Origin of the sequence: Roseomonas sp. CECT 9278 (assembly GCF_918698155.1) — a bacterium.
In the GTDB taxonomy this organism is placed as follows: Bacteria; Pseudomonadota; Alphaproteobacteria; order Acetobacterales; family Acetobacteraceae; genus Neoroseomonas.
The window spans coordinates 1-18,396 of the sequence record NZ_CAKKLX010000069.1 but is presented as its reverse complement, the minus strand read 5'-3'; the positions used below and the strand labels follow the sequence as shown (position 1 = coordinate 18,396).

The window sequence follows — 18,396 nt, the reverse complement described above, 5'->3', positions numbered from 1 at the left end:
CTGTTCGACCGACAGCGTGGCGCCGACCGGCAGGCCGAGCTTCGACGGCGGCCGCGATGCCGCTTCCTCGCTCATGCGGATCGGCGTGTTGAGCTGGACGCGCCCTTCCTGCAGCGCGTCGAACAGCGCCCCCGGCGCCACGAACGCAACGGGCGCAGCTTGCGGCCCGTTGGACCGGCACGCCATTTGCTGTCCCAATGCGCTGGACCACGCCGCGGCGTGTCGCTCGCGGCCAGGCGCATCGGACTGCCCGGCGCGCAGGCAGGCGCGTCGCCACCCGCCTCCGGAAAGGGCACTTCATGCTGCGTCGCCGCCTGCTTCTCGCCACCCCCGCGATCCTGGCCGCGCCTGCCGCGCTGCACGCCCAGGGCGCCTGGCCGAACCGGCCGGTGCGGATCATCAACCCCTATGCCCCCGGCGGCACCTCCGACATCGTCATGCGCTACCTGGCGGCGGGGATGGAGCGCAGCTTCGGCCAGCCCTTCATCGTCGAGAATCGCCCGGGCGCCGGCGGCGCGGTCGGCACCGCGCAGGTCGCCGCCGCCGCGCCGGACGGCTACACGCTGCTGGTGACGAATACCGGGCCGCTCGCGGTATCGGTCAGCATGACGCCGGCGCCGGCCTACAACCCGGAACGCTCCTTCGCCTACATCACCATGTTCGGCGGCGCGCCGATCCTGTGCGCGGTGAAGGCCGATGGCCCGCTGCGGACCATGGCGGACTACAAGGCGGCCGCGGCGGCGCGGCGCGACGCGGTGTCCTTCGGGTCCTCCGGCGTGGGGTCGGTCGGCCACCTGGCCGGCATGCTCTGGGCGCAGGAGGCCGGGGTCGAACTGCTGCACGTGCCCTTCCGCGGCGCCGCGGATGCCGAACAGTCGATCATCGGCGGCAACACCACGTCGCTGTGGAACACCGTGGGCGCGCATACCGGCGGCATCCAGGGCAACAGCATCCGCGGCCTGGCGGTGACCAGCGAGCAGCGGATCGGCTCGGTGCCGAACGTGCCGACCATCGTCGAGGCCGGTTTCCCCGGATCGGTCGCGTCCAACTGGTTCCTGATGGCGGGCCCGGCGGGCCTGTCGGCCGAGATCGTCGGCCGGCTGCGCGCCTACATGGCCGCCGCCATGGCCGAGCCCGTGGCGCGCGAGCGCTGGGCGGCGATCGGCATGGTCTCGCTGGGCGACCCGACGCCGGCCGAGATCTCGGCCTTCGTGATGCGCGAGGCGGCGCGCTGGGCGCCCGTGGTGCGGGCCGCCGGCGCGGGTTGACGCGGCCGGCGCCCCGCCGCGCCTGGTCCTGGTGGCGCGGCCGGTGTCGCGCCGCCGCAGTGCCCGTCAGCGCGGCGGCAGCGCCCGGTCGGCCGCGCAGCGCGCGACCGGCAATTGTTCGGCGCGCACCACCCGGCTGACCACGCGCGTCCCGGGTTCCGCCAGGACGGTCAGGCAGGCGCAGCCATAGCCGTAGTTGCCGTGCGGGCGGACCCAGTCGCGCGCGGTCATGTCGGTGACCGGGTCCATGCCCGGCGGCATGCGGCGGCCCTGGGTCGACAGCTCCCAGCGGCCCTCGCGGTCCTCCAGCCACCAATTGCCGGGGGTGGGGTTGTCGAGCCAGCCGCAGCGGCGCTCCTGCGCCAGGGCGGGGCCGGACAGGCCTGCCAGGATCACCGCCGCCATCGTCGCGCGCATCATTCGCCTGGACCCCTGCCGATCGCGCGCAGGATAGCGGGCGCGCGGCGGGCTCTAACCGAAGCGCTTCAGCCAGTGCCGCGCGATCTCCCGCCGCGGCGCCACCCAGACGGCGTCGCCCGCCTTCGCCACATGCGCCAGGAACTGTTCCAGCCCGGCGATGCGCCCCGGCCGCCCGATGATCCGCAGGTGCAGCCCGACCGACATCATCCGCCCGCCCTCGGCCATCAGCCGGTCGAAGCTGGCGATGCAGTAGCGCGAGAAATCCTCGGCGAAGACGAAGCCCTGGCCGGGTCGGAAGCGCATGTCGTTGGTGTCGAAGGCATAGGGCAGGATGACATGGCGCGTGCCGGGATGCAGGCGCGGCAGGTCGTCGTCATAGGCATCGGAATCATACAGGAACCCGCCATCCTCCAGCAGCAGCCGGCGCGTATTGACCGACGGCGCCGACTTGGTGTGCCAGCCGACCGGGCGCGTGCCGGCGTGCTCGGCCAGCGTCGCGACGGTGCGCGCCATCACCGCGCGTTCGGTCGCCTCGGGCATGTTGGCGTGCATTTCCCAGCGCCAGCCATGGGCGGAGACCTCGTGCCCGCGCGCGGCCGGCGCGGCGGCCAGGTCCGGCGTGACCGCGACCGCGCGCGCGCAGCAGGAGAAGGTCGCGGTCACGCCATGGGCGTCGAGCACATCCATCACCCGCCACAGCCCGACACGCGAGCCATAGGCGAAATGCGTCTCCATGCAGGGGTCCGGCGCGCCCTGCACCAGCTGCCCGGTCTCGGGCCCGCTCTCGTTGCGCTCGTCGCCGGAGCCGATCGACAGCTCCGCGCCTTCCTCGACATTTACCACGAGGGACAGCGCGAGCCGCGCGCCGCCTGGCCAGGCGGGGTCGGGCGGCGTGCCGCGATAGCCCGCGAGGTCCCGGTCGGCCGGCGGCATCCCGCCGGGCAGCGCGCCCTCAGCCATAGGTCTTCAGGATCGCCTGCATGGCCGGCGCCATGTCCGGGCGCTTCAGCGCGAAGGCGACCTGGGCTTCGAGGTAGCCGGCCTTGTCGCCGCAATCGAAGCGCTTGCCCTCGTAGCGCAGGCCGTGGAAGGGCTGGTGGCCGATCAGCTTGGCCATGCCGTCGGTGAGCTGCACCTCGCCGCCCGCGCCCTTCTCCATCTTCGCCAGGTGGGCGATCACCTCGGGCATCAGGACGTAGCGGCCGATCACGGTCAGGTTGGACGGCGCCTTGTCGACCGGCGGCTTCTCGACCAGGCCCTTCACCGAGACCAGGCGACCCTTGTCCTGATCGACATCGAGCACGCCGTAGCGGTTGACGCGCTCCATCGGGACTTCCTCGATGGCGACGACATTGCCGCCGGTCTCCTGGTAGGCGGCCGCGAGCTGCGCGGTGCACGACACGTCGCACATCATCAGGTCGTCGGGCAGCAGGATGGCGAAGGGGTCGTCGCCCACGAAGGCGCGCGCGCACCAGATGGCGTGGCCGAGGCCCATCGGCACCTGCTGGCGCACCGTCACGATGGACCCGGGCGTCATGGCCTGGGCGCGCAGCGCCTCCAGCTCCGCGGTCTTGTTGCGGTCGGCCAGGGTGCGTTCCAGTTCGTAGGCGACGTCGAAATGCTCGACGATGGCGGTCTTGCCGCGGCCAGTGATGAAGCAGAACTGCTCGATCCCGGCGGCGCGGGCTTCCTCGACCGCGTATTGGATCAGCGGCTTGTCGACCACGGGCAGCATTTCCTTGGCCATCGCCTTGGTGGCGGGCAGGAAGCGGGTGCCGAGGCCGGCGACGGGCAGGACAGCCTTCTTGAGTGGCTTCAGGGGCACGTGTGTCGAATCCTTGTCCGTTCCTTGTGCCAGGATCGCAGGTGGGCGGCCCGCCGTGAATAGGGACCTGCGGCCGCCGCTTGCCGCCCGCGACCGCCCGGGGGCATACGTGGCGCCGCCGATGTCCGACTTCCAAGCCTCCTTCGCGGCCGCCCTTGCCCTGATCGCCGCCGGCGATCCGGCGCTGGGCGCCATTGTCGGGCTCAGCCTGCGGGTGTCGCTGTTCGCGCTGGGCCTCGCGGCGCTGGTCGGGCTGCCGCTCGGCGCGCTGCTGGCGGTGGCGCGCTTCCCGGGCCGCCGCGTCGTCATCGTCGGGCTGAATGCGCTGATGGGCCTGCCGCCGGTCGTCGCGGGGCTTGTCATCTACCTGCTGCTGTCGCGCAGCGGCCCGTTCGGGGATTTCGGGCTGCTGTTCACGCCATCGGCCATGATCATCGCGCAGGCCGTGCTGATCGCCCCGATCCTGGCCTCGCTGACGCGGGAGGTGCTGGAGGCGATGTGGGAGGAATACCGCGAGCAGTTCCTCTCCTTCGGCGTCTCATCGTGGCGGGCGGTACCGACCCTGCTGCGCGACGGGCGCCTGGCGCTGGTCACGGTCATGCTGGCCGGCTTCGGGCGGGCCAGCGCCGAGGTCGGCGCGGTCATGGTGGTGGGCGGCAACATCGAGGGCTTCACGCGCGTGATGACGACGGCGATCGCGCTCGAAACCAGCAAGGGCGACCTGCCGCTCGCGCTCGGCCTGGGCATGGTGCTGATGGCCATCGTGCTGGCCGTGAACGGCGCGGCGCAGGTGTTGCGCGACAGGGGCGCCCGCCTCGCGGGCTGAGATGCGCGCCGATCCCGCCCTGCTGCCGCTGCACGTCGAAGGCCTTGCCTTCGCCGCCGGCGGCGTGGCGATCCTGCAGGATGTCGGCTTCTGCCTCGAAGCCGGGGCGCCAACCCTGCTGATCGGCCCGAATGGCGCGGGCAAGTCCACGCTGCTGCGGCTGCTGCACGGCCTTCTGCCGCCCACCAGCGGCCGGATCACCTGGGCGGCGCCGCCCGAGGTCGCACGCGCCCGGCAGGCCATGGTGTTCCAGCGCCCGGTGATGCTGCGGCGCAGCACCCTCGCGAATGTCGCCTTTCCGCTGAAGCTGGCGGGCATGTCCCTGGCGGAACGGCGCGCACGCGCGTTCGCGGTGCTGGCCGAATTCGGCCTGGCGGGCCTCGCCGACCGGCCCGCACGGCGGCTGTCGGGTGGCGAGCAGCAGCGCGTGGCGCTCGCGCGCGCTGCGGCGATGGCGCCCGCGGTGCTGTTCCTCGATGAGCCATCCGCCAATCTCGACCCGGCGGCGACGCGCGCGGTGGAGGACATCGTGGCGGCCGTGGCGGCGCGCGGGACGAAGGTGGTGATGACGACGCACGACCTTGGCCAGGCGCGGCGGCTGGCCGGGGACATCCTGTTCCTGCATCGCGGCCGCGTGATCGAGCACGCGCCGGCCGCGCGCTTCTTCGCGGCACCGGCGGCACCGGAGGCCGCCGCTTTCCTCAAGGGGGAGTTGATCTGATGACTTCATGCATCATGCGGTGGCGCACCGGTCGGCGTGCCCTGCTGCCGGCGCTCGCGCTGCTGCCTGCGCTGCCGGCGGCGGCGCAGCAGCGCTTCATCACCGTGGCCTCGACCACCTCCACCGAGCAGTCCGGCCTGTTCGGCCACATCCTGCCGATCTTCACGCACACCAGCGGGATCACGGTGCGGGTGGTGGCCCTGGGCACCGGCCAGGCGCTGGATGTCGGCCGGCGGGGCGATGCCGACGTGGTGCTCGTGCATGACCGCGCCGCCGAGGAACGCTTCGTCGAGCAGGGGTTCGGCGGCCCGCGCCGGCCGGTGATGTACAACGACTTCGTCCTGGCCGGGCCGGCCGCCGACCCGGCGCGCATCGCCGGGACGACCGACGTCGCATCGGCTCTGCGCCGGATTGCCGCGGCGCGCGCGCCCTTCGTCTCCCGTGGCGACCGCAGCGGCACGCATGCCGCGGAACTGCGCCTGTGGCAGGGCGCCGGCATCGACCCGCTGCCCGGTCGCGGCGCCTGGTACCGCGAGATCGGGCAGGGCATGGGCCCCGCGCTGAATACGGCCGCGGCGCAGAACGCCTATATCCTGACGGATCGCGGCACCTGGCTGGCGTTTCGCAATCGCCAGGACCTGCGCATCCTGGTCGAGGGCGACCAGCGGCTGTTCAACCAGTACGGCGTGATGCTGGTGAGCCCGCAGCGCCACCCGCATGTGAAGGCCGCGGACGGGCAGCGTTTCGTGGACTGGATCACCTCGTCCGCCGGACAGGCGGCGATCGCCGGGTTCCGCATCGGCGGGGAGCAGCTGTTCTTTCCCAACGCGGACCAGGCCGGCGCCTGAGGATCCGCCCCGCGCCCGAAGGGGTGATTTCCCCTGATCGCGGAGTGTTCTAGGGTCCGCCCATCATGGACATGCCCCTTCCCGCGGATGCCCGCGTGGCCGCCGAGGCCGCGCGGCGCCGGTCCTTCGCCATCATCGCCCACCCCGATGCCGGCAAGACCACGCTGACCGAGAAACTGCTGCTCAAGGGCGGCGCCATCCAGCTCGCCGGCCAGGTGCGCGCGAAGGGCAATGCGCGCCGCACCCGGTCGGACTGGATGAAGATCGAGCAGGAACGCGGCATCTCGGTCGCCACATCGGTGATGACCTTCGAGAAGGACGACACGGTCTTTACCCTGCTGGATACGCCGGGCCACGAGGATTTCTCGGAAGACACCTATCGGACGCTGACCGCCGTCGATGCCGCGGTCATGGTGCTCGATGCCGCCAAGGGCATCGAGAGCCAGACCCGCAAGCTGTTCGAGGTCTGCCGCCTGCGCGACATCCCGATCATCACCTTCGTCAACAAGATGGACCGCGAGGGCCGCGACCCCTTCGACCTGCTGGACGAGATCGAGAAGACGCTGGCGCTGGAAGCCAGCCCGGTGGCCTGGCCGGTCGGGCAGGGGGCGGACCTGCGCGGGGTCTACGACATCCTGCACCCGTCGCTGCGGCTGGTGGATTCGGATGAGGTCATCCCGCTGACCGGCCTGGATGACCCGACCATCGAGGCGCGCGTGCCCGGCGACCGTGCCGCGACCCTGCGCGAACAGGCCGCGCTCGCCGCCGGCGCCTGCGCGGAATTCGACCTCGGCAAGTTCCTCGAAGGCTCGCTGACGCCGGTCTATTTCGGCTCGGCGCTGCGGGATTTCGGCGTGGCGCACCTGCTGGAGGGCCTCGCCCGCTTCGCCCCGCCGCCGCGCCCGCGCCCGGCCGATACGCGCCTGGTGCGGCCGGAGGAACCGAAGCTGTCGGGCTTCGTGTTCAAGATCCAGGCGAACATGGACCCGCAGCATCGCGACCGCGTGGCCTTCCTGCGCATCTGCTCCGGCCGGCTGGAGAAGGGGATGCGCCTGCGCCAGGTGCGGACTGGCAAGCTGGTGCCGGTCAACGCCCCGCTGTTCTTCTTCGCCAAGGACCGCCAGGTGGCCGAGGAAGCCTGGCCCGGCGACGTGGTCGGCATCGCGACGCATGGCGGCATCCGCATCGGCGATACGCTGTCGGAATCCGAGGCGCTGAACTTCCAGGGCGTGCCGTCGTTTGCACCGGAGCATCTGCGGCGGGTGCGCCTCGATGACCCGATGCTGGCCAAGAAGCTGCGCAAGGCGCTCGATGAACTGGCCGATGAGGGCGTGGTGCAGCTGTTCCGCCCGCTGGACGGTTCGCAGCCGATCGTGGGCGTGGTGGGGCTGCTGCAGCTCGATGTGCTGGCGTCCCGCCTGAGGGCGGAATACGGCGTGCCGGCATCCTTCGAGGCCGCGCCCTGGGCGCAGACGCGTTGGATGGCATCCGAGGACCGCGACGCCATCGAACGCTTCGCCGCGTCCCACCGCATGGACATGGCCGAGGATCACGACGCCGAGCAGGTGGCCTTCTTCACCTCCGACTGGCGCCGCAAGCGCGCCGAGGAGGAATGGCCGATGATCCGCTTCCTGCCGGTGCGCGAACAGCACGGGTTGGCGCCGGCCTGAGCCGAACGGCGCGCGTCGTCCGCCGATCGTTCCACGCCGCGCCGAAGGCGGTCCCGCACCCCGCCATCTCGCCACCGCCCCCGTTCGGCGCGACACTGCGCCGAACGCCTTCGGGGGAAGTGCATGCAGGCCAGCGACTACATCGTCATCGGCGCCGGATCGGCCGGCGCGGTGGTGGCGAACCGGCTGTCCGCCGACCCGCGCAATTCGGTGCTGCTGCTGGAAGCCGGGCCCGCCAGCCACCCCTGGTCGCGCATCCCGGTCGGCTACGCCAAGCTCGTGGCCCATCCGGCGGTGAACTGGCTCTATGCCTCCGAACCCGAGCCGGGCACGCACAACCGCCGCATCCCGGTGCCGCGCGGGCGCATGCTGGGCGGGTCCAGCGCCATCAACGGCCTCGCCTTCGTGCGCGGCCAGGCGCAGGATTTCGACGCCTGGGCGCAGATGGGCAATACCGGCTGGAGCCACGCCGACGTGCTGCCCTTCTTCCGGCGCATGGAACGCTACGAAGGCGGCGGCGACGACGCCTTGCGCGGCCGCGACGGCCCGCTGCGCGTGACCGACCCGCCGGCGACCGACCCGCTGCTGGCCACCATCATCCAGGCCGCGGGCCAGGTCGGGATTTCGCACAACCCCGACTACAATGGCGCCGTCCAGGACGGCATCGCCATGAGCCAGGCGACCATCGCCTCGCGCCGGCGCATGAGCACGGCGTATTGCTACCTAGATCCGATCCGCCGCCGCCCGAATCTTCGCATCGAGACGGGCGCGCTGGCCGAGGCGCTGGTCTTCGAGGGCACCCGCTGCACCGGCATCCGCTACAGCCAGGCCGGCGCGCGGCGCGAGGCGCGGGCGGCGCGCGAGGTGATCCTGTGCGGCGGGTCGGTCAATTCGCCGCAACTGCTGGAACTCTCGGGCATCGGCCAGCCGGACCGCCTGCGCGGGCTTGGCATCGCCGTGACGCACGCGCTGCCCGGCGTGGGCGAGAACCTGCGCGACCACTACGCGCCGCGCACCCGCTGGGCGGTCGGCGCGCGCGGCTGGACGCTGAACGATCGCGGGCGGGGCCTGGGGCTGGTGCGCCAGGCGCTGCGCTATGCGCTGACCGGCCAGGGCATGCTGGCCATGGTCGCCGCCCCGCTGCGCGCCTTCGTGCGATCGCGCGAGGGGCTGGAAGCCCCCGACCTGTTGCTCGGCTGGGTGCCGATGCTGACGGAGCCCGGGCCGAAGGGACCGCGCATCGCCGCCCAATCCGGCATGACCTGCTACGCCCATCCGATGCGGCCCGAGAGCCGCGGGCACATCCACATCACCTCGGCCGATCCGCGCGCGGCGCCGGCGATCACCTTCAACTTCCTCTCCTCGCCGGCCGATGGCGCGCTGACCGTGCGCGCCATTCGGATCGCGCGCGCCATCATGACCGCACCGGCCATGGCGCCGCTTGACCTCAGCGAGATCGCGCCGGGCGATGCCCGGCAATCGGACGACGAGATCCTCGACTGGGTGCGCCGCGCCGGGGAAACCACCTACCACCCCATCGGCACCTGCCGCATGGGCCAGGACGCCATGGCCGTGGTGGACGCGCGGCTGCGCCTGCACGGCATCGCCGGGCTACGCGTGGCCGACGCATCGATCATGCCGACCCTGACCTCGGGTAACACCAACGCACCGACGATCATGATCGGGGAGAAGGCGGCGGCGATGGTGCTGGAGGACGCGGCGGCGGGGTGAGGGCGGCGCCGCCGGGAGGGCTCTGCCCTCCCGGACCCACCCGCCGGGGGCATACGTGCCCCCGGACCCGCGGAGAGTGAAGGGCTGGTGGGGGGGAGGGGCTCAGGGGTGGGACCTGTTGGAAGGGCGCACCATGCCCCTCCTGCCCACCAGCCCTTTGACCCCGGGTCTGGGAGGCGGTTGCCTCCCAGCGGGGGGGCGGGGGGCTGGCCCCCCGGTTGCGCCTCGCCCCGCTACTCCGCCGCCACCTGCAGCGCAGCCGCCCGCCCCAGCCCTGCCTCCATCGCCGCGCCTTGCATTTCGCGCGCGACCAGGCCGCGCAGCCAGGCGTGTCCGGCATCGCGCCGGCGTCCTTCGTGCCAGACCTGCCAGATCGGGATGCGGATCGGCGGGCCGGGCACGTCGGTCACGACCATGCCGAATTCCGTCTCGGCGATCACTGCCATGGTCTTGGGCAGCACGCCCAGATAGTCGGTGCGCGAGATCACGAAGGGCACTTCCAGGTATTCGCTGACCGTCAGCCGGCTTTCCGCCATCAGGTCCCACAGCTTGCCCTGCAGCGCGCGGGGCCGGCGTTCGGGGGCGCGGCGATGGCAGCGGATGAATTCCTCGGCCGCCAGGTGCCGCCAGCCCATGCCCTTGAAGGCGCGCGGATGCCCGTTGCGCGCGGCGATCACCAGGCTGTCGTCGAACAGCCGCTTGTTGACGAAGCGGTCGTCGGCGGCGGCGATCCAGTCCACCGCCATGTCGAGCAGCCCTTCGCGCATCAGGTTCGGGGCGTCGTCGGCCAGGGTGCGGGTGTCGAAGCGCAGCGTCACCTTCGGCGCCTCGGCCAGCGCGGCGTCGCGGATGCGCAGCGCATAGGCCGGGCCCATCGGGTGCGGGATCGCGATCTCGAAGCGCCGCGTGCTGCCGGCGGGGTCGAAGCCGCGCGCTTCCTCGACCGAATGGCGCAGCGCATCGAGCGCGTGGGTGATCTCGGGGAAGATGCGGTTGGCGACCGGCGTCGGCGTCATGCCGCCCGGCGTGCGCAGGAACAGTTCGTCGCGGCAGGTCTCGCGCAGGCGCGCCAGCGCGTGGCTGGTGGCGGATTGGCTGAGCCCCAGCCGCAGCCCGGCGCGCGAGACGGATCGCGTGTCGTACAGTGCCTCGAACACCAGCAGCAGGTTGAGGTCGAGGCCCTTCAGCGTCGCCATGCGGTGTTCCTTGCGCCGTGGCGGTGCGTGATGCGCGGCGCCCGCCCGGTCGACCCCCGCGGCCAGCCCGCGCATCCCTCCCGTGGCGATATCGATTTGGACCGAAACCGCCGCGGTCTTCAAGGCCGGCATTGGCCGGGCGGTGCCGCCAGGGGCGGCCGGCGCGGGGGCGTGCGCGCCGAGGCGCACCGCGACCGGGCCGACAGCCCATCCCGGCCGCCGGAGTCACGCGATGGGACGGTTCGATCCGGTCGTCACGCGGCCTACCCGACCCGCCGCCGCCGCACCACCGTGACCGAGCACGGCGCCTCCCCCGCCACCTGGCCCGAGACCGACCCGAGCAGCCGTCGCGACAGCGAGTTCTCCCGCGCACCCACCACCAGGTGGTCGACCCGGTTGGCGCGCGCGTAGTCCAGGATGGCTTCGGCGGCGTCCGGCGCCTCCAGTACGTGGAAGGTGACGCGGCCCTCCGCCAGGCGCAGCGGCGCCGCCCAGTGCCGCAATTCCACCAGCCGCTGCACGTGGCGGTTGCGCGCGGCCGCATCCTCCGCCGATGCCGCGGCCTCGCGCAGCACATTGAGGCAGGCGAGCCGCGCGCCGGGCCGCGTGCCGAGCATCTTCTGCACCTGGTTGCGCAGCATGCCGGCCAGGTCGTCGCTGGTCTGCGACAGGTCGATCGCGACCGCGAGGATGGGCGCGGCGGCGATCCGCCCGGCCGCGCCGAGCTGCCGCGGCGCCAGCGGTTCGGGCCGCAGGCGGCGCCGCAGCACCGTGATCAGGTCGTCGCGCCGGCGGCGTTCCGCCCGCGCTGTCAGCGCGATCTGGTCGGGGTGGCGCAGGTCGAAGGCGAGTTGCGCGGCGGTCGGGTGGCGGCGGTCGGGGTTCACCTCCAGGCAGCGCAGGATGACCTCCTGCAGCCAGGGCGGCATCGCGTCGCGCCGCCGGCGCGGCGGCACCGGGTCGCGCCACAGCCGGCGCTTCACGCCCTTGAGGTGCCGCGGTTCGCCGAACGGCGTCTCGCCCGTTGCCAGCTGGTACATCAGCGCGCCGAGCGCGAACAGGTCGCTGCGCGGGTCGTGGCGCACGCCCAGCAGCTGCTCGGGCGCCATATAGGGGGTGGACCCGTAGGGCAGGCGGAATTCCTCGGCCATCAGGTCGGGCAGCTGGTCGTGGTGGGCCAGGCCGAAATCGACCAGCACCGCGGTGCCGTCGGGGCGGAACAGGATGTTCGCCGGCTTCACGTCCAGGTGGACGACATGCTGGTGGTGCAGGTCGTCCAGCGCATCGGCCACCGCCGCGCCGATCGCCGCGACATCGTCGATCGGCAGCGGCAGGTCGCGCAGGCGCTCCGACAGCGCGGTGCCCTCGATGCGCTCCATGACGATGTAGGGCTCGGCCTCGAAGCCGGCCATGGCGACGAAGCGCGGCACGTGCGGGCCGGCCAGCCGCGGCATGATCATCTGCTCCATCTCGAACGATACGATGGCCGCGGGGTCCTCGCCGGCGCGCAGGCGCGGCACCTTCATCAGCAGCGCCGAGGCTTCGTTGGGGTGCGAGGCGCGGTGCAGCAGCGCCATGCCGCCCTCGTGCAACACTTCGCCGATCGCGAAGCCGTCGATGACGCGCCCGGTCAGCGGCACGGCTCACGCCCTGTCCGGCGGGTGGCGCGGGCGGGCCGGTGCCGGGCGTTCACCACAGCGCCTCAGCGGCCGAGGAACAGCCGGTCGGCGAGGCCCGTGGGCAACCCCGCGGCGCGGATCTTTCCGGCCGCCGCCTCGATGTCGTAGGGCACGCGCTGCCAGGCGATGTCGCAGCGCGCGGTGTCCAGCAGGCCGTAGCAGGCGGTCGGGTTGCCGTCGCGCGGCTGGCCGACCGCCCCCATCACCGCGAGCCAGCGGCGCCCGCGCGCCAGCGGCACCGGCGCGCCCGCCACCGGGGCGAAGGCGTTGATCTTGTCGCTCTCGCCCAGGCTGTAGAGCGCGGGGCGGTGCACATGGCCGCAGATGGTGGCATGGGCGTCGGTCGCGGCGATGCTGCGCCGGGCGGCCTCGGCATCCTGCACATAGTGCCAGCGCGCGGGCGCCGAGGCATCGGCATGCACGAACAGCCGCCCATCCTGTTCGTGCGAAAGCGGCAGCGCCGCGATGAAGCGGCGATGCGCGTCGGTCAGGCGCTTGCGGGTCCAGCCGATGGCGAGTGCCGCGAGGTCGTTCATGCCGGTCGCGGCGGTGCCGATCGCGGCCTCGTCATGGTTGCCGAGCAGCGCCACGGCGCCGGCGGCGACCTCGGCCATCGCCAGGTCGACCACCGCCTCGGGATCGGCGCCATAGCCGACCAGGTCGCCGAGCAGGATGATGCGCTCCGCACCCCGCGCGCGGGCGTGGTCGAGGCAGGCGCGCAAGGCCTCGAGGTTGCCGTGCACGTCGGCGAGGACGGCGAGGCGCATGGCGCGTCAGGACCGGCCGGGATGGTCGAGGCCAGGCGCCCCGCGGCGGGCAGCGCGGGCCCAGGCCCCGCCCCGGCAGCGCCCGCGCCGCACGGTGCCAGCCCCCTGGCGAGGCTGGCCGGGCGGGGGCGAGCGCCGGTGCCGGGGTGTCACGACAGGCGCTCAGTTGTTGATGAAGACACGGGCCGCCAGCGCCACCTGGAACAGCGCGGTGACCAGGTCGCGGCCGAACAGCCAGTATTTCGGGTCGAGGTAGGGCAGCGCGATCAGTTCGTCGCCGGGCCGCGGCGGCACGCGCGGTTCCAGGATCACCTCGCCCGAGGGGCGGCGCAGCATCAGCGTGGAGCGCGCCCCGCGCGAGGACAGCCCGCCCGCGGCATCGAGGTACTGGTCGATGCTCCAGCCCTCGCGCCAGATGACCGGCTGGGGCATGTTGACCTCGCCCTGCACGAACACCGTCTGGGAGCGTTCGGGAATGACGATGATGTCGCCGTTCTCGAGCCGGATCGGCGCGCAGGCGCCCTGCTGGCCCATCACCACCACGCGCCCCTCGGGCATCACGCGGCGGGCGCGGGAGATGTACTGGGAAATCAGGTTGGCTTCCTGCGTGCGCGCCTCGGCCACCGAGGTGGTCGGCGCCGGCGACAGGAACAGCTGGCGTTCGAGGCGGTCCAGCGCCTCGTCGATCGACCGCTTCTGCGCGATCGCGAGTGACGGGCGCAGCAGGAACACCCCCTCGGTATTCGCCAGCTGCGCGTCGACGGCGATGTGGTCGAGGATGCCGCACAGCGTCATGTCGCGGTCGGTCACCAGCACCGAGGGATACAGCCGGCTGCCCTCGACATTCACGCGGATGGTGCGCGCCGAGACGTCGGCCACGAAGGTCACGGTGTCCTGGTCGAGCAGCGTCTGCTGCGCCAGTTCCGTGATGGTCATGTAGCGCGAGAAGGGCTGCGAGGAGCGCACGCCGCGCACCACCGCATTGGTGGCGGCGGGCAGCGGGCGGGCCAGTTCGATCAGCTCGCGCCCGCTCAGGTTGGCGCGGCTGGTGCTTTCGAACAGGTAGTTGTTCCGCACCGCGCCGTCGGCGCCGATCATCGCGCGCTGGCGCCCGACGATGACGGTGTCGCCTTCCTGCAGGCGGATCTGCGGCAGCTGGCCCTGCAGCAGGAAGCGATAGAGGTCGATGGTGGCGATGGTGCCGCCGCTGCGGGTGATGGTGATCTCGCGGAACGACCCGCGCCCGGGATCGACGCCGCCGGCGCGCACCAGGAAGTCGAGCACGCTGTCCGAGGCGACGCCGGCGTAGCGGCCCGGCGCGCGCACGAAGCCGGTCACGAACAGGCCGATGCGCTGGGTCGACAGCACGGTGGCATAGACCTGCACCTGCGTCGTGTAGACCTTGCGGATCTCGCCCTCGACCACGGCCTGCAGGTCGCCCACGCGCACGCCGGCCACGCGCACCGGGCCGATATTGGGCAGGAACAGGTTGCCGGCGGGGTCGATCACGCCGACCAGCTCGGATTCCACCGCGCCCCAGGCGCGGACCGAGACGCGGTCGCCCGGTGCCAGCACGTAGTTCGGGTTGGGCGCTTCGGAGGAGCTCTGTTGCTGGCCGGTGAACAAGGCGGCGCCGAACACCGCGGTCGCGGGCCCGGCGATGCGCGCCTGGTCGCCGAGCGGCGCGACGAGCGAGGCGCCGCCCTCGGCTTGGGTCGGGCTGCCCAGGCGTTCGGTCCCGCGCTGCTGGCCGGGGATGTCGGCGAGGGATCGCTGGTCGAAGGTGGGGGGTGGCAGGACGGCGGGGGCGCTGCCCGGCACGGCGGTCCCGGCGGCACCGCCCGCGCCGCTTTGGCCCAGCAGCGGGAAGCCCGGCAATTGGCCCGGCACGCCGCCGATGCCCGGGGCGAGCGCGCGGCTCTGCTGCGCCACCGCGTGCCCGCCCAGGGCCAGGCCGGCGATGACGAACAGCACCGCGAGCGCGAGGCGCCGCACCTCAGACCGCATGTTCGCGCATCCCCGCGACCAGCAGCCAGCCGATGCCGAATGCCACCGAGAGCCCGAGGAAGACACTGCCCACACTGATGAGTTTCCGTGGATAAAGGGGATGGACGGCAAGGTTGGGTTCGACCACGCGGGCGATGTAGACCTGCTGGCGTTGCGCCTCGACGCGCGCGGCCTCCAGGCTGGCGGTGGCGGAGGCGAGCTGGCGGTCGGCGAATTCGCGTTCCAGCATCAGCCGTTCGAAATTGCCGAGCTGCTGGGCCAGCGTGCCCTCGCCCTGGGTGCGGCGAGCGCGCTCGACCTCGATCTGGCGTTCCAGCGCGGCGATGCGGTTGCGGGTGACCTGGAGCGCGGGGTTGTCGGGGCGCATGAAGGCCATGCGTTCGCGCAATTCGGCATTGGCGGCGGTCAGCGCGCTTTCCATGGCCGAGATGGTGGTTGCGGCGGCGGTCGCGGTGCCGGCGCTGTCGAGGTCCTGCTGCGCCTCGCGGAAGCGGGTCAGCGCGGCGCGCGATTCCGCCACGCGGTGCTCGGCGACCAGCAGCTCGGCCCTCGCGATCCTGAGCGCATCCTCGCGCGCGCGTTCGGACAGGCTGTTCACCAGCGCCTCGGAGAGCGACAGCAGGGTGACCGCGATCGCCTTCGAATCCTCGGGCCGGAAGCTGCGCACGCGCAGCGTGGTCACGCTGGTCGAGGTGTCGAAGCTGGCCGAGACCATGGAATTGTAGAACTTGGTCAGGCGTTCCGGGTCGTCGTGGTGCAGCCGGGCGTAGAAATCGGCATCCTCGCGCGACCAGATGCCGACCAGGTCGACCCGCGCCTGCGCGCGCATCACCGCGTCGTGGGACATCAGGAAGTCGCGCACGCTGTTCGCCTCGGCGGTCGCGCCGCCGCCGCCGCCGGTCGCGGCCGAGATCACGGACCCGAGAGACAGCTGCGGCGCATCGGCGCGCGAGCGGACGACGAAGCGCGCCTCGGAGACGAATTGCGGCGAGGCGATGCCGTAGAAATACACCGTCACCAGCAGCGTCGGGACCAGCACGAACCAGGTGAAGGGGTGGCGCAGGAAGCGCGCCAGCCGCCGTTCCGGCTTGGGCGGCGGCGTCGGCGCGGCCTCGCTCCAGGCCGTCACCGGCTCGGCGCGGCCGGGTTCAAAGGCTGTTGTAGGTGGCGAGAGCTTCATCGATGTCTTCGTAGAACGTCAGCGTCCCTTGATCCAGCACTGCCGCGCGGGTGCACAGCTGCCGGACCAGGGAGGGCTGATGGGTGACGATGATCAGGCCGGCCCGCTGCAGCCGTGCGGCGAAGGCGCGGCCGAACTTGGTGTCGCCGACGGCCAGCGCCTCGTCGACCAGGAAGCAGTCGAATTCGACCGCCAGCGAGATCGCCAGGCCGAGGCGCGAGCGCATGCCCGACGAATAGGTCCCGACCGGCATGTTGAGGTAGTCGCCCAGCTCGGCGAAGGATTCGACGAATTCGACCGTCTCGGCGGCCTTCTTGCCGTAGATGCGGGCGATGAAGCGCGAATTGTCGGCCCCCGACAGCGCCGGCTGGAAGCCTGCCGCCATGCCGATCGGCCAGGACACCGACATGGTGCGGCGGATGGTGCCGCGCGTGGGGGATTCGACGCCGCCCAGGATGCGCACCAGGGTGGATTTGCCGGTGCCGTTGCGCCCGAGGATGCCGACCCGCTCGCCCCTGCGGAAGCTGCCGGTCACGCCGCGCAACACGTGCTTGCGTCCGACATTCATCGGGTAGGACTTGTGGACGTCCACCAGGTCGAGCGACACCGCCGGCCCCTATTCGAGGCCCAGCCGGTTGCGCGCGAGGCGCAGCCCGGTCAGCCCGATCAGGTGGGTCACAAGGATCCAGCCGGCGACGTAGGACAGGTCATAGATCGGCCGGTAGGTGTCGCCGAACTGCCCGTCGCGCAGCAATTCGAAGATGTGGACGGTCGGGATCCACAGCACGAGGTCCTGCATCCACGCCGGCAGCCATTCCACCATGAAGAACAGCCCGCAGAAGGGCAGCATCAGGTAGGACGCGGCATGCACCAGGCGGTCCAGCCCCTCCCATTCGCTGGTCGCCGCCCCGACCACCAGCGCGAGGCCCTGGGCGAACAGGAACATCAGCATCATGGCCGAAAGCATCTTCATGACGCTGTCGGGCAGATCCCCGCCCATCGCGATGCCGGCGATGGTGAACACCGCCATCACGCCGGTGCAGGCGATCGATTCGATGATGTGCCGTGCGTAGAACAGGTCGGGCAGCGTCACCTGCCGGTGATACAGCAGGCCCCGGTTCGCCCCGATGGTGTTGCCGGCGCGATTGACGATGCCGCGGAACTTGAAGAACAGGATGTAGCCGATCGCGAAGAATTCAAAGTTGCTGCGGATCGATTCCGTCCCGCGCACCTGGTGGATCACCGCGATCATCACGCCCAGCAGAAGCGGTTCGAAGAACAGCCACAGGTAGCCGTATTTCTGGCGCCCGAAGCGGGTGTGCATCTCGCGGATGATCAGCGCGCCGATCACGCGCATCTGCATCCTGGCGCAGTCGATGAGAAGCGGGCGGGAGGCGCTCTCGCTCACGGCCGCGCCACGCCGTCGCGCATCAGCGGCCGCGCCTCGCGCCAGCCGGTGCCGGCGCGACACAGCAGGCGCATCTGCGCGCTGCCGCTGGTGCTCACCTGCACCTCGCGGCATTCGCGCCCGCTCGCGGCGGCGTAGGAGCGGACCATGCGCAGCCGCGCGGTCTGGCCGGTCGAGGGCAGGACCACGCTGTCCTCGGCGCCAGGGGAGGCATTGGCCGCGAAGGCGACCACCGGGTCGGATATCGCGACCGGCGTGTCGGTGCCGGGCGTGATCACCGCGGTCGGCTCGGCGCAGCCCACGACCAACCCGGCGGCGACCGCTGCCAGGGTCCATCCGGCGCCGAACCGTTGCAGTCCGAGACCCATGCCGTACCGTTCCCCTCGCTATCCGATGTGCCAATCTAGCGTTTCGACGCGACTTACGCAAAAACAAGAAGATGCGGTCCAAGGCCCATACGGCGTGCCGGCTTCGTCTTCGCATCCGCAATGCGCCCTGCGCAGCCTAGGCCCCTGACCTTGCCAAGCGGTATCGATGCCGGTGGTCGCCTCCTGGTCCCGCCCGCGGTGGTGCGGCGGTGGCCGCACCTGCGCGCCTTCTGGCCCGGCTGCGAGATCCTGACACCGCCCCCGCTGGCCCGGCCGGGCGACCTGCTGGCCCTGCCGGCAGCGCAGGCCGTGCCGCTGCGCTGGGATGGGCGGATCCTGCGCCTGGCGACCGGCCCCTTCGCGCCGCCATGCTTCGGCGCGCGCAGCGCCCCGGCCGTGCTGCTGGCCGCCGAGGCCGCGGACCCGGTGGCCGACGCGCTCGCGACCCCGCCGGCGCCCGGCGCGGCGGCCCGCGCCCCGGG

General features: G+C 72.2%; 18 protein-coding genes and 1 pseudogene. 7 read left to right on the top strand and 12 right to left on the bottom strand.

What is annotated here, in order from left to right:
• Positions 1-186 (bottom strand): annotated as a pseudogene (locus tag LQ222_RS24470) (hypothetical protein); the annotation flags it as partial.
• A 113-nt stretch (positions 187-299) separates the two neighbouring features.
• Between LQ222_RS24470 and LQ222_RS24465 the strand changes: the two are divergent.
• Entirely contained in the window at positions 300-1,268 is a 969-nt protein-coding gene (locus LQ222_RS24465; protein ID WP_230169493.1) for a tripartite tricarboxylate transporter substrate binding protein, read from the top strand.
• A 66-nt stretch (positions 1,269-1,334) separates the two neighbouring features.
• Here LQ222_RS24465 and LQ222_RS24460 read toward each other — a convergent pair whose 3' ends face one another.
• Genes LQ222_RS24460 through galU form a run of 3 tightly spaced genes read right to left on the bottom strand, consistent with a single transcriptional unit; the run spans position 1,335 to position 3,513 of the window.
• Positions 1,335-1,688, bottom strand: coding sequence for a DUF4087 domain-containing protein (locus LQ222_RS24460; protein ID WP_230169492.1), 354 nt, complete (start codon positions 1,686-1,688; stop codon positions 1,335-1,337).
• A gap of 51 nt (positions 1,689-1,739) precedes the next feature.
• Positions 1,740-2,648, bottom strand: a complete 909-nt coding sequence (locus LQ222_RS24455) for a polysaccharide deacetylase family protein (RefSeq protein WP_230169491.1) — start codon at positions 2,646-2,648, stop codon at positions 1,740-1,742.
• The gene (gene galU, locus LQ222_RS24450) at positions 2,641-3,513 is read right to left on the bottom strand and encodes a UTP--glucose-1-phosphate uridylyltransferase GalU (protein WP_230169490.1); all 873 of its coding nucleotides are present in this window, start codon (positions 3,511-3,513) and stop codon (positions 2,641-2,643) included. The genes LQ222_RS24455 and galU overlap by 8 nt, the downstream gene beginning before the upstream one ends.
• A gap of 121 nt (positions 3,514-3,634) precedes the next feature.
• On the opposite strand from galU, the gene LQ222_RS24445 reads away from it, so the two are divergent.
• The 5 genes from LQ222_RS24445 (at position 3,635) to LQ222_RS24425 (ending at position 9,309) form a co-directional block, all read left to right on the top strand.
• Complete coding sequence (locus tag LQ222_RS24445) at positions 3,635-4,339, top strand: ABC transporter permease (protein ID WP_230169489.1); 705 nt, start codon at positions 3,635-3,637, stop codon at positions 4,337-4,339.
• A gap of 1 nt (position 4,340) precedes the next feature.
• A complete protein-coding gene (locus tag LQ222_RS24440; protein ID WP_230169488.1) occupies positions 4,341-5,060 on the top strand; it encodes an ATP-binding cassette domain-containing protein in 720 nt (239 codons plus the stop codon).
• Positions 5,061-5,074: 14 nt separating this feature from the next.
• Positions 5,075-5,908 carry a substrate-binding domain-containing protein gene (locus tag LQ222_RS24435; RefSeq protein ID WP_230169487.1) on the top strand — a complete coding sequence of 278 codons (834 nt, stop codon included), beginning with the start codon at positions 5,075-5,077 and terminating at the stop codon, positions 5,906-5,908.
• Positions 5,909-5,973: 65 nt separating this feature from the next.
• Positions 5,974-7,578: a peptide chain release factor 3 gene (locus LQ222_RS24430; protein ID WP_230169486.1), complete on the top strand. Its 1,605-nt coding sequence runs from the start codon at positions 5,974-5,976 to the stop codon at positions 7,576-7,578.
• A 123-nt stretch (positions 7,579-7,701) separates the two neighbouring features.
• Complete coding sequence (locus LQ222_RS24425) at positions 7,702-9,309, top strand: GMC family oxidoreductase (protein ID WP_230169485.1); 1,608 nt, start codon at positions 7,702-7,704, stop codon at positions 9,307-9,309.
• A 233-nt stretch (positions 9,310-9,542) separates the two neighbouring features.
• On the opposite strand, the gene LQ222_RS24420 is transcribed toward LQ222_RS24425, so the two are convergent.
• The 8 genes from LQ222_RS24420 to LQ222_RS24385 all read right to left on the bottom strand — a co-directional run bounded on the left by LQ222_RS24420 (position 9,543) and on the right by LQ222_RS24385 (position 17,914).
• Positions 9,543-10,505, bottom strand: a complete 963-nt coding sequence (locus tag LQ222_RS24420; RefSeq protein ID WP_230169484.1) for a LysR family transcriptional regulator — start codon at positions 10,503-10,505, stop codon at positions 9,543-9,545.
• A gap of 263 nt (positions 10,506-10,768) precedes the next feature.
• Positions 10,769-12,145 (bottom strand): bifunctional serine/threonine-protein kinase/universal stress protein, encoded by a 1,377-nt coding sequence (locus LQ222_RS24415; RefSeq protein WP_230169483.1) that lies wholly within the window; start codon positions 12,143-12,145, stop codon positions 10,769-10,771.
• 62 nt (positions 12,146-12,207) lie between these two features.
• Positions 12,208-12,951 carry a metallophosphoesterase gene (locus tag LQ222_RS24410; protein WP_230169482.1) on the bottom strand — a complete coding sequence of 248 codons (744 nt, stop codon included), beginning with the start codon at positions 12,949-12,951 and terminating at the stop codon, positions 12,208-12,210.
• Between the two features lie 162 nt (positions 12,952-13,113).
• Positions 13,114-14,958, bottom strand: a complete 1,845-nt coding sequence (locus LQ222_RS24405; protein WP_230169481.1) for a polysaccharide biosynthesis/export family protein — start codon at positions 14,956-14,958, stop codon at positions 13,114-13,116.
• Positions 14,948-16,138: a capsule biosynthesis protein gene (locus tag LQ222_RS24400; RefSeq protein WP_230169480.1), complete on the bottom strand. Its 1,191-nt coding sequence runs from the start codon at positions 16,136-16,138 to the stop codon at positions 14,948-14,950. The genes LQ222_RS24405 and LQ222_RS24400 overlap by 11 nt, the downstream gene beginning before the upstream one ends.
• Positions 16,107-16,745, bottom strand: coding sequence for an ABC transporter ATP-binding protein (locus LQ222_RS24395; protein ID WP_230169479.1), 639 nt, complete (start codon positions 16,743-16,745; stop codon positions 16,107-16,109). The genes LQ222_RS24400 and LQ222_RS24395 overlap by 32 nt, the downstream gene beginning before the upstream one ends.
• Before the next feature lie 9 nt (positions 16,746-16,754).
• On the bottom strand, positions 16,755-17,489 hold the full coding sequence (locus tag LQ222_RS24390) for an ABC transporter permease (protein WP_230169478.1): 735 nt from the start codon (positions 17,487-17,489) through the stop codon (positions 16,755-16,757).
• Positions 17,490-17,542: 53 nt separating this feature from the next.
• Positions 17,543-17,914 (bottom strand): DVU3141 family protein, encoded by a 372-nt coding sequence (locus tag LQ222_RS24385; RefSeq protein ID WP_230169477.1) that lies wholly within the window; start codon positions 17,912-17,914, stop codon positions 17,543-17,545.
• A gap of 150 nt (positions 17,915-18,064) precedes the next feature.
• On the opposite strand from LQ222_RS24385, the gene LQ222_RS24380 reads away from it, so the two are divergent.
• Positions 18,065-18,396 (top strand): hypothetical protein (locus tag LQ222_RS24380; RefSeq protein WP_230169476.1); only part of this gene is annotated, 332 nt, incomplete at its 3' end.

What these genes read in the sequence shown, in the direction of transcription:
- LQ222_RS24465 (WP_230169493.1), top strand. Translation starts at nt 300, where the DNA reads ATGCTGCGTCGCCGCCTGCTTCTCGCCACCCCCGCGATCCTGGCCGCG.
- LQ222_RS24460 (WP_230169492.1), bottom strand. Translation starts at nt 1,688, where the DNA reads ATGATGCGCGCGACGATGGCGGCGGTGATCCTGGCAGGCCTGTCCGGC.
- LQ222_RS24455 (WP_230169491.1), bottom strand. Translation starts at nt 2,648, where the DNA reads ATGGCTGAGGGCGCGCTGCCCGGCGGGATGCCGCCGGCCGACCGGGAC.
- LQ222_RS24445 (WP_230169489.1), top strand. Translation starts at nt 3,635, where the DNA reads ATGTCCGACTTCCAAGCCTCCTTCGCGGCCGCCCTTGCCCTGATCGCC.
- LQ222_RS24440 (WP_230169488.1), top strand. Translation starts at nt 4,341, where the DNA reads ATGCGCGCCGATCCCGCCCTGCTGCCGCTGCACGTCGAAGGCCTTGCC.
- LQ222_RS24435 (WP_230169487.1), top strand. Translation starts at nt 5,075, where the DNA reads ATGCGGTGGCGCACCGGTCGGCGTGCCCTGCTGCCGGCGCTCGCGCTG.
- LQ222_RS24430 (WP_230169486.1), top strand. Translation starts at nt 5,974, where the DNA reads ATGGACATGCCCCTTCCCGCGGATGCCCGCGTGGCCGCCGAGGCCGCG.
- LQ222_RS24425 (WP_230169485.1), top strand. Translation starts at nt 7,702, where the DNA reads ATGCAGGCCAGCGACTACATCGTCATCGGCGCCGGATCGGCCGGCGCG.
- LQ222_RS24420 (WP_230169484.1), bottom strand. Translation starts at nt 10,505, where the DNA reads ATGGCGACGCTGAAGGGCCTCGACCTCAACCTGCTGCTGGTGTTCGAG.
- LQ222_RS24410 (WP_230169482.1), bottom strand. Translation starts at nt 12,951, where the DNA reads ATGCGCCTCGCCGTCCTCGCCGACGTGCACGGCAACCTCGAGGCCTTG.
- LQ222_RS24405 (WP_230169481.1), bottom strand. Translation starts at nt 14,958, where the DNA reads ATGCGGTCTGAGGTGCGGCGCCTCGCGCTCGCGGTGCTGTTCGTCATC.
- LQ222_RS24400 (WP_230169480.1), bottom strand. Translation starts at nt 16,138, where the DNA reads ATGAAGCTCTCGCCACCTACAACAGCCTTTGAACCCGGCCGCGCCGAG.
- LQ222_RS24385 (WP_230169477.1), bottom strand. Translation starts at nt 17,914, where the DNA reads ATGGGTCTCGGACTGCAACGGTTCGGCGCCGGATGGACCCTGGCAGCG.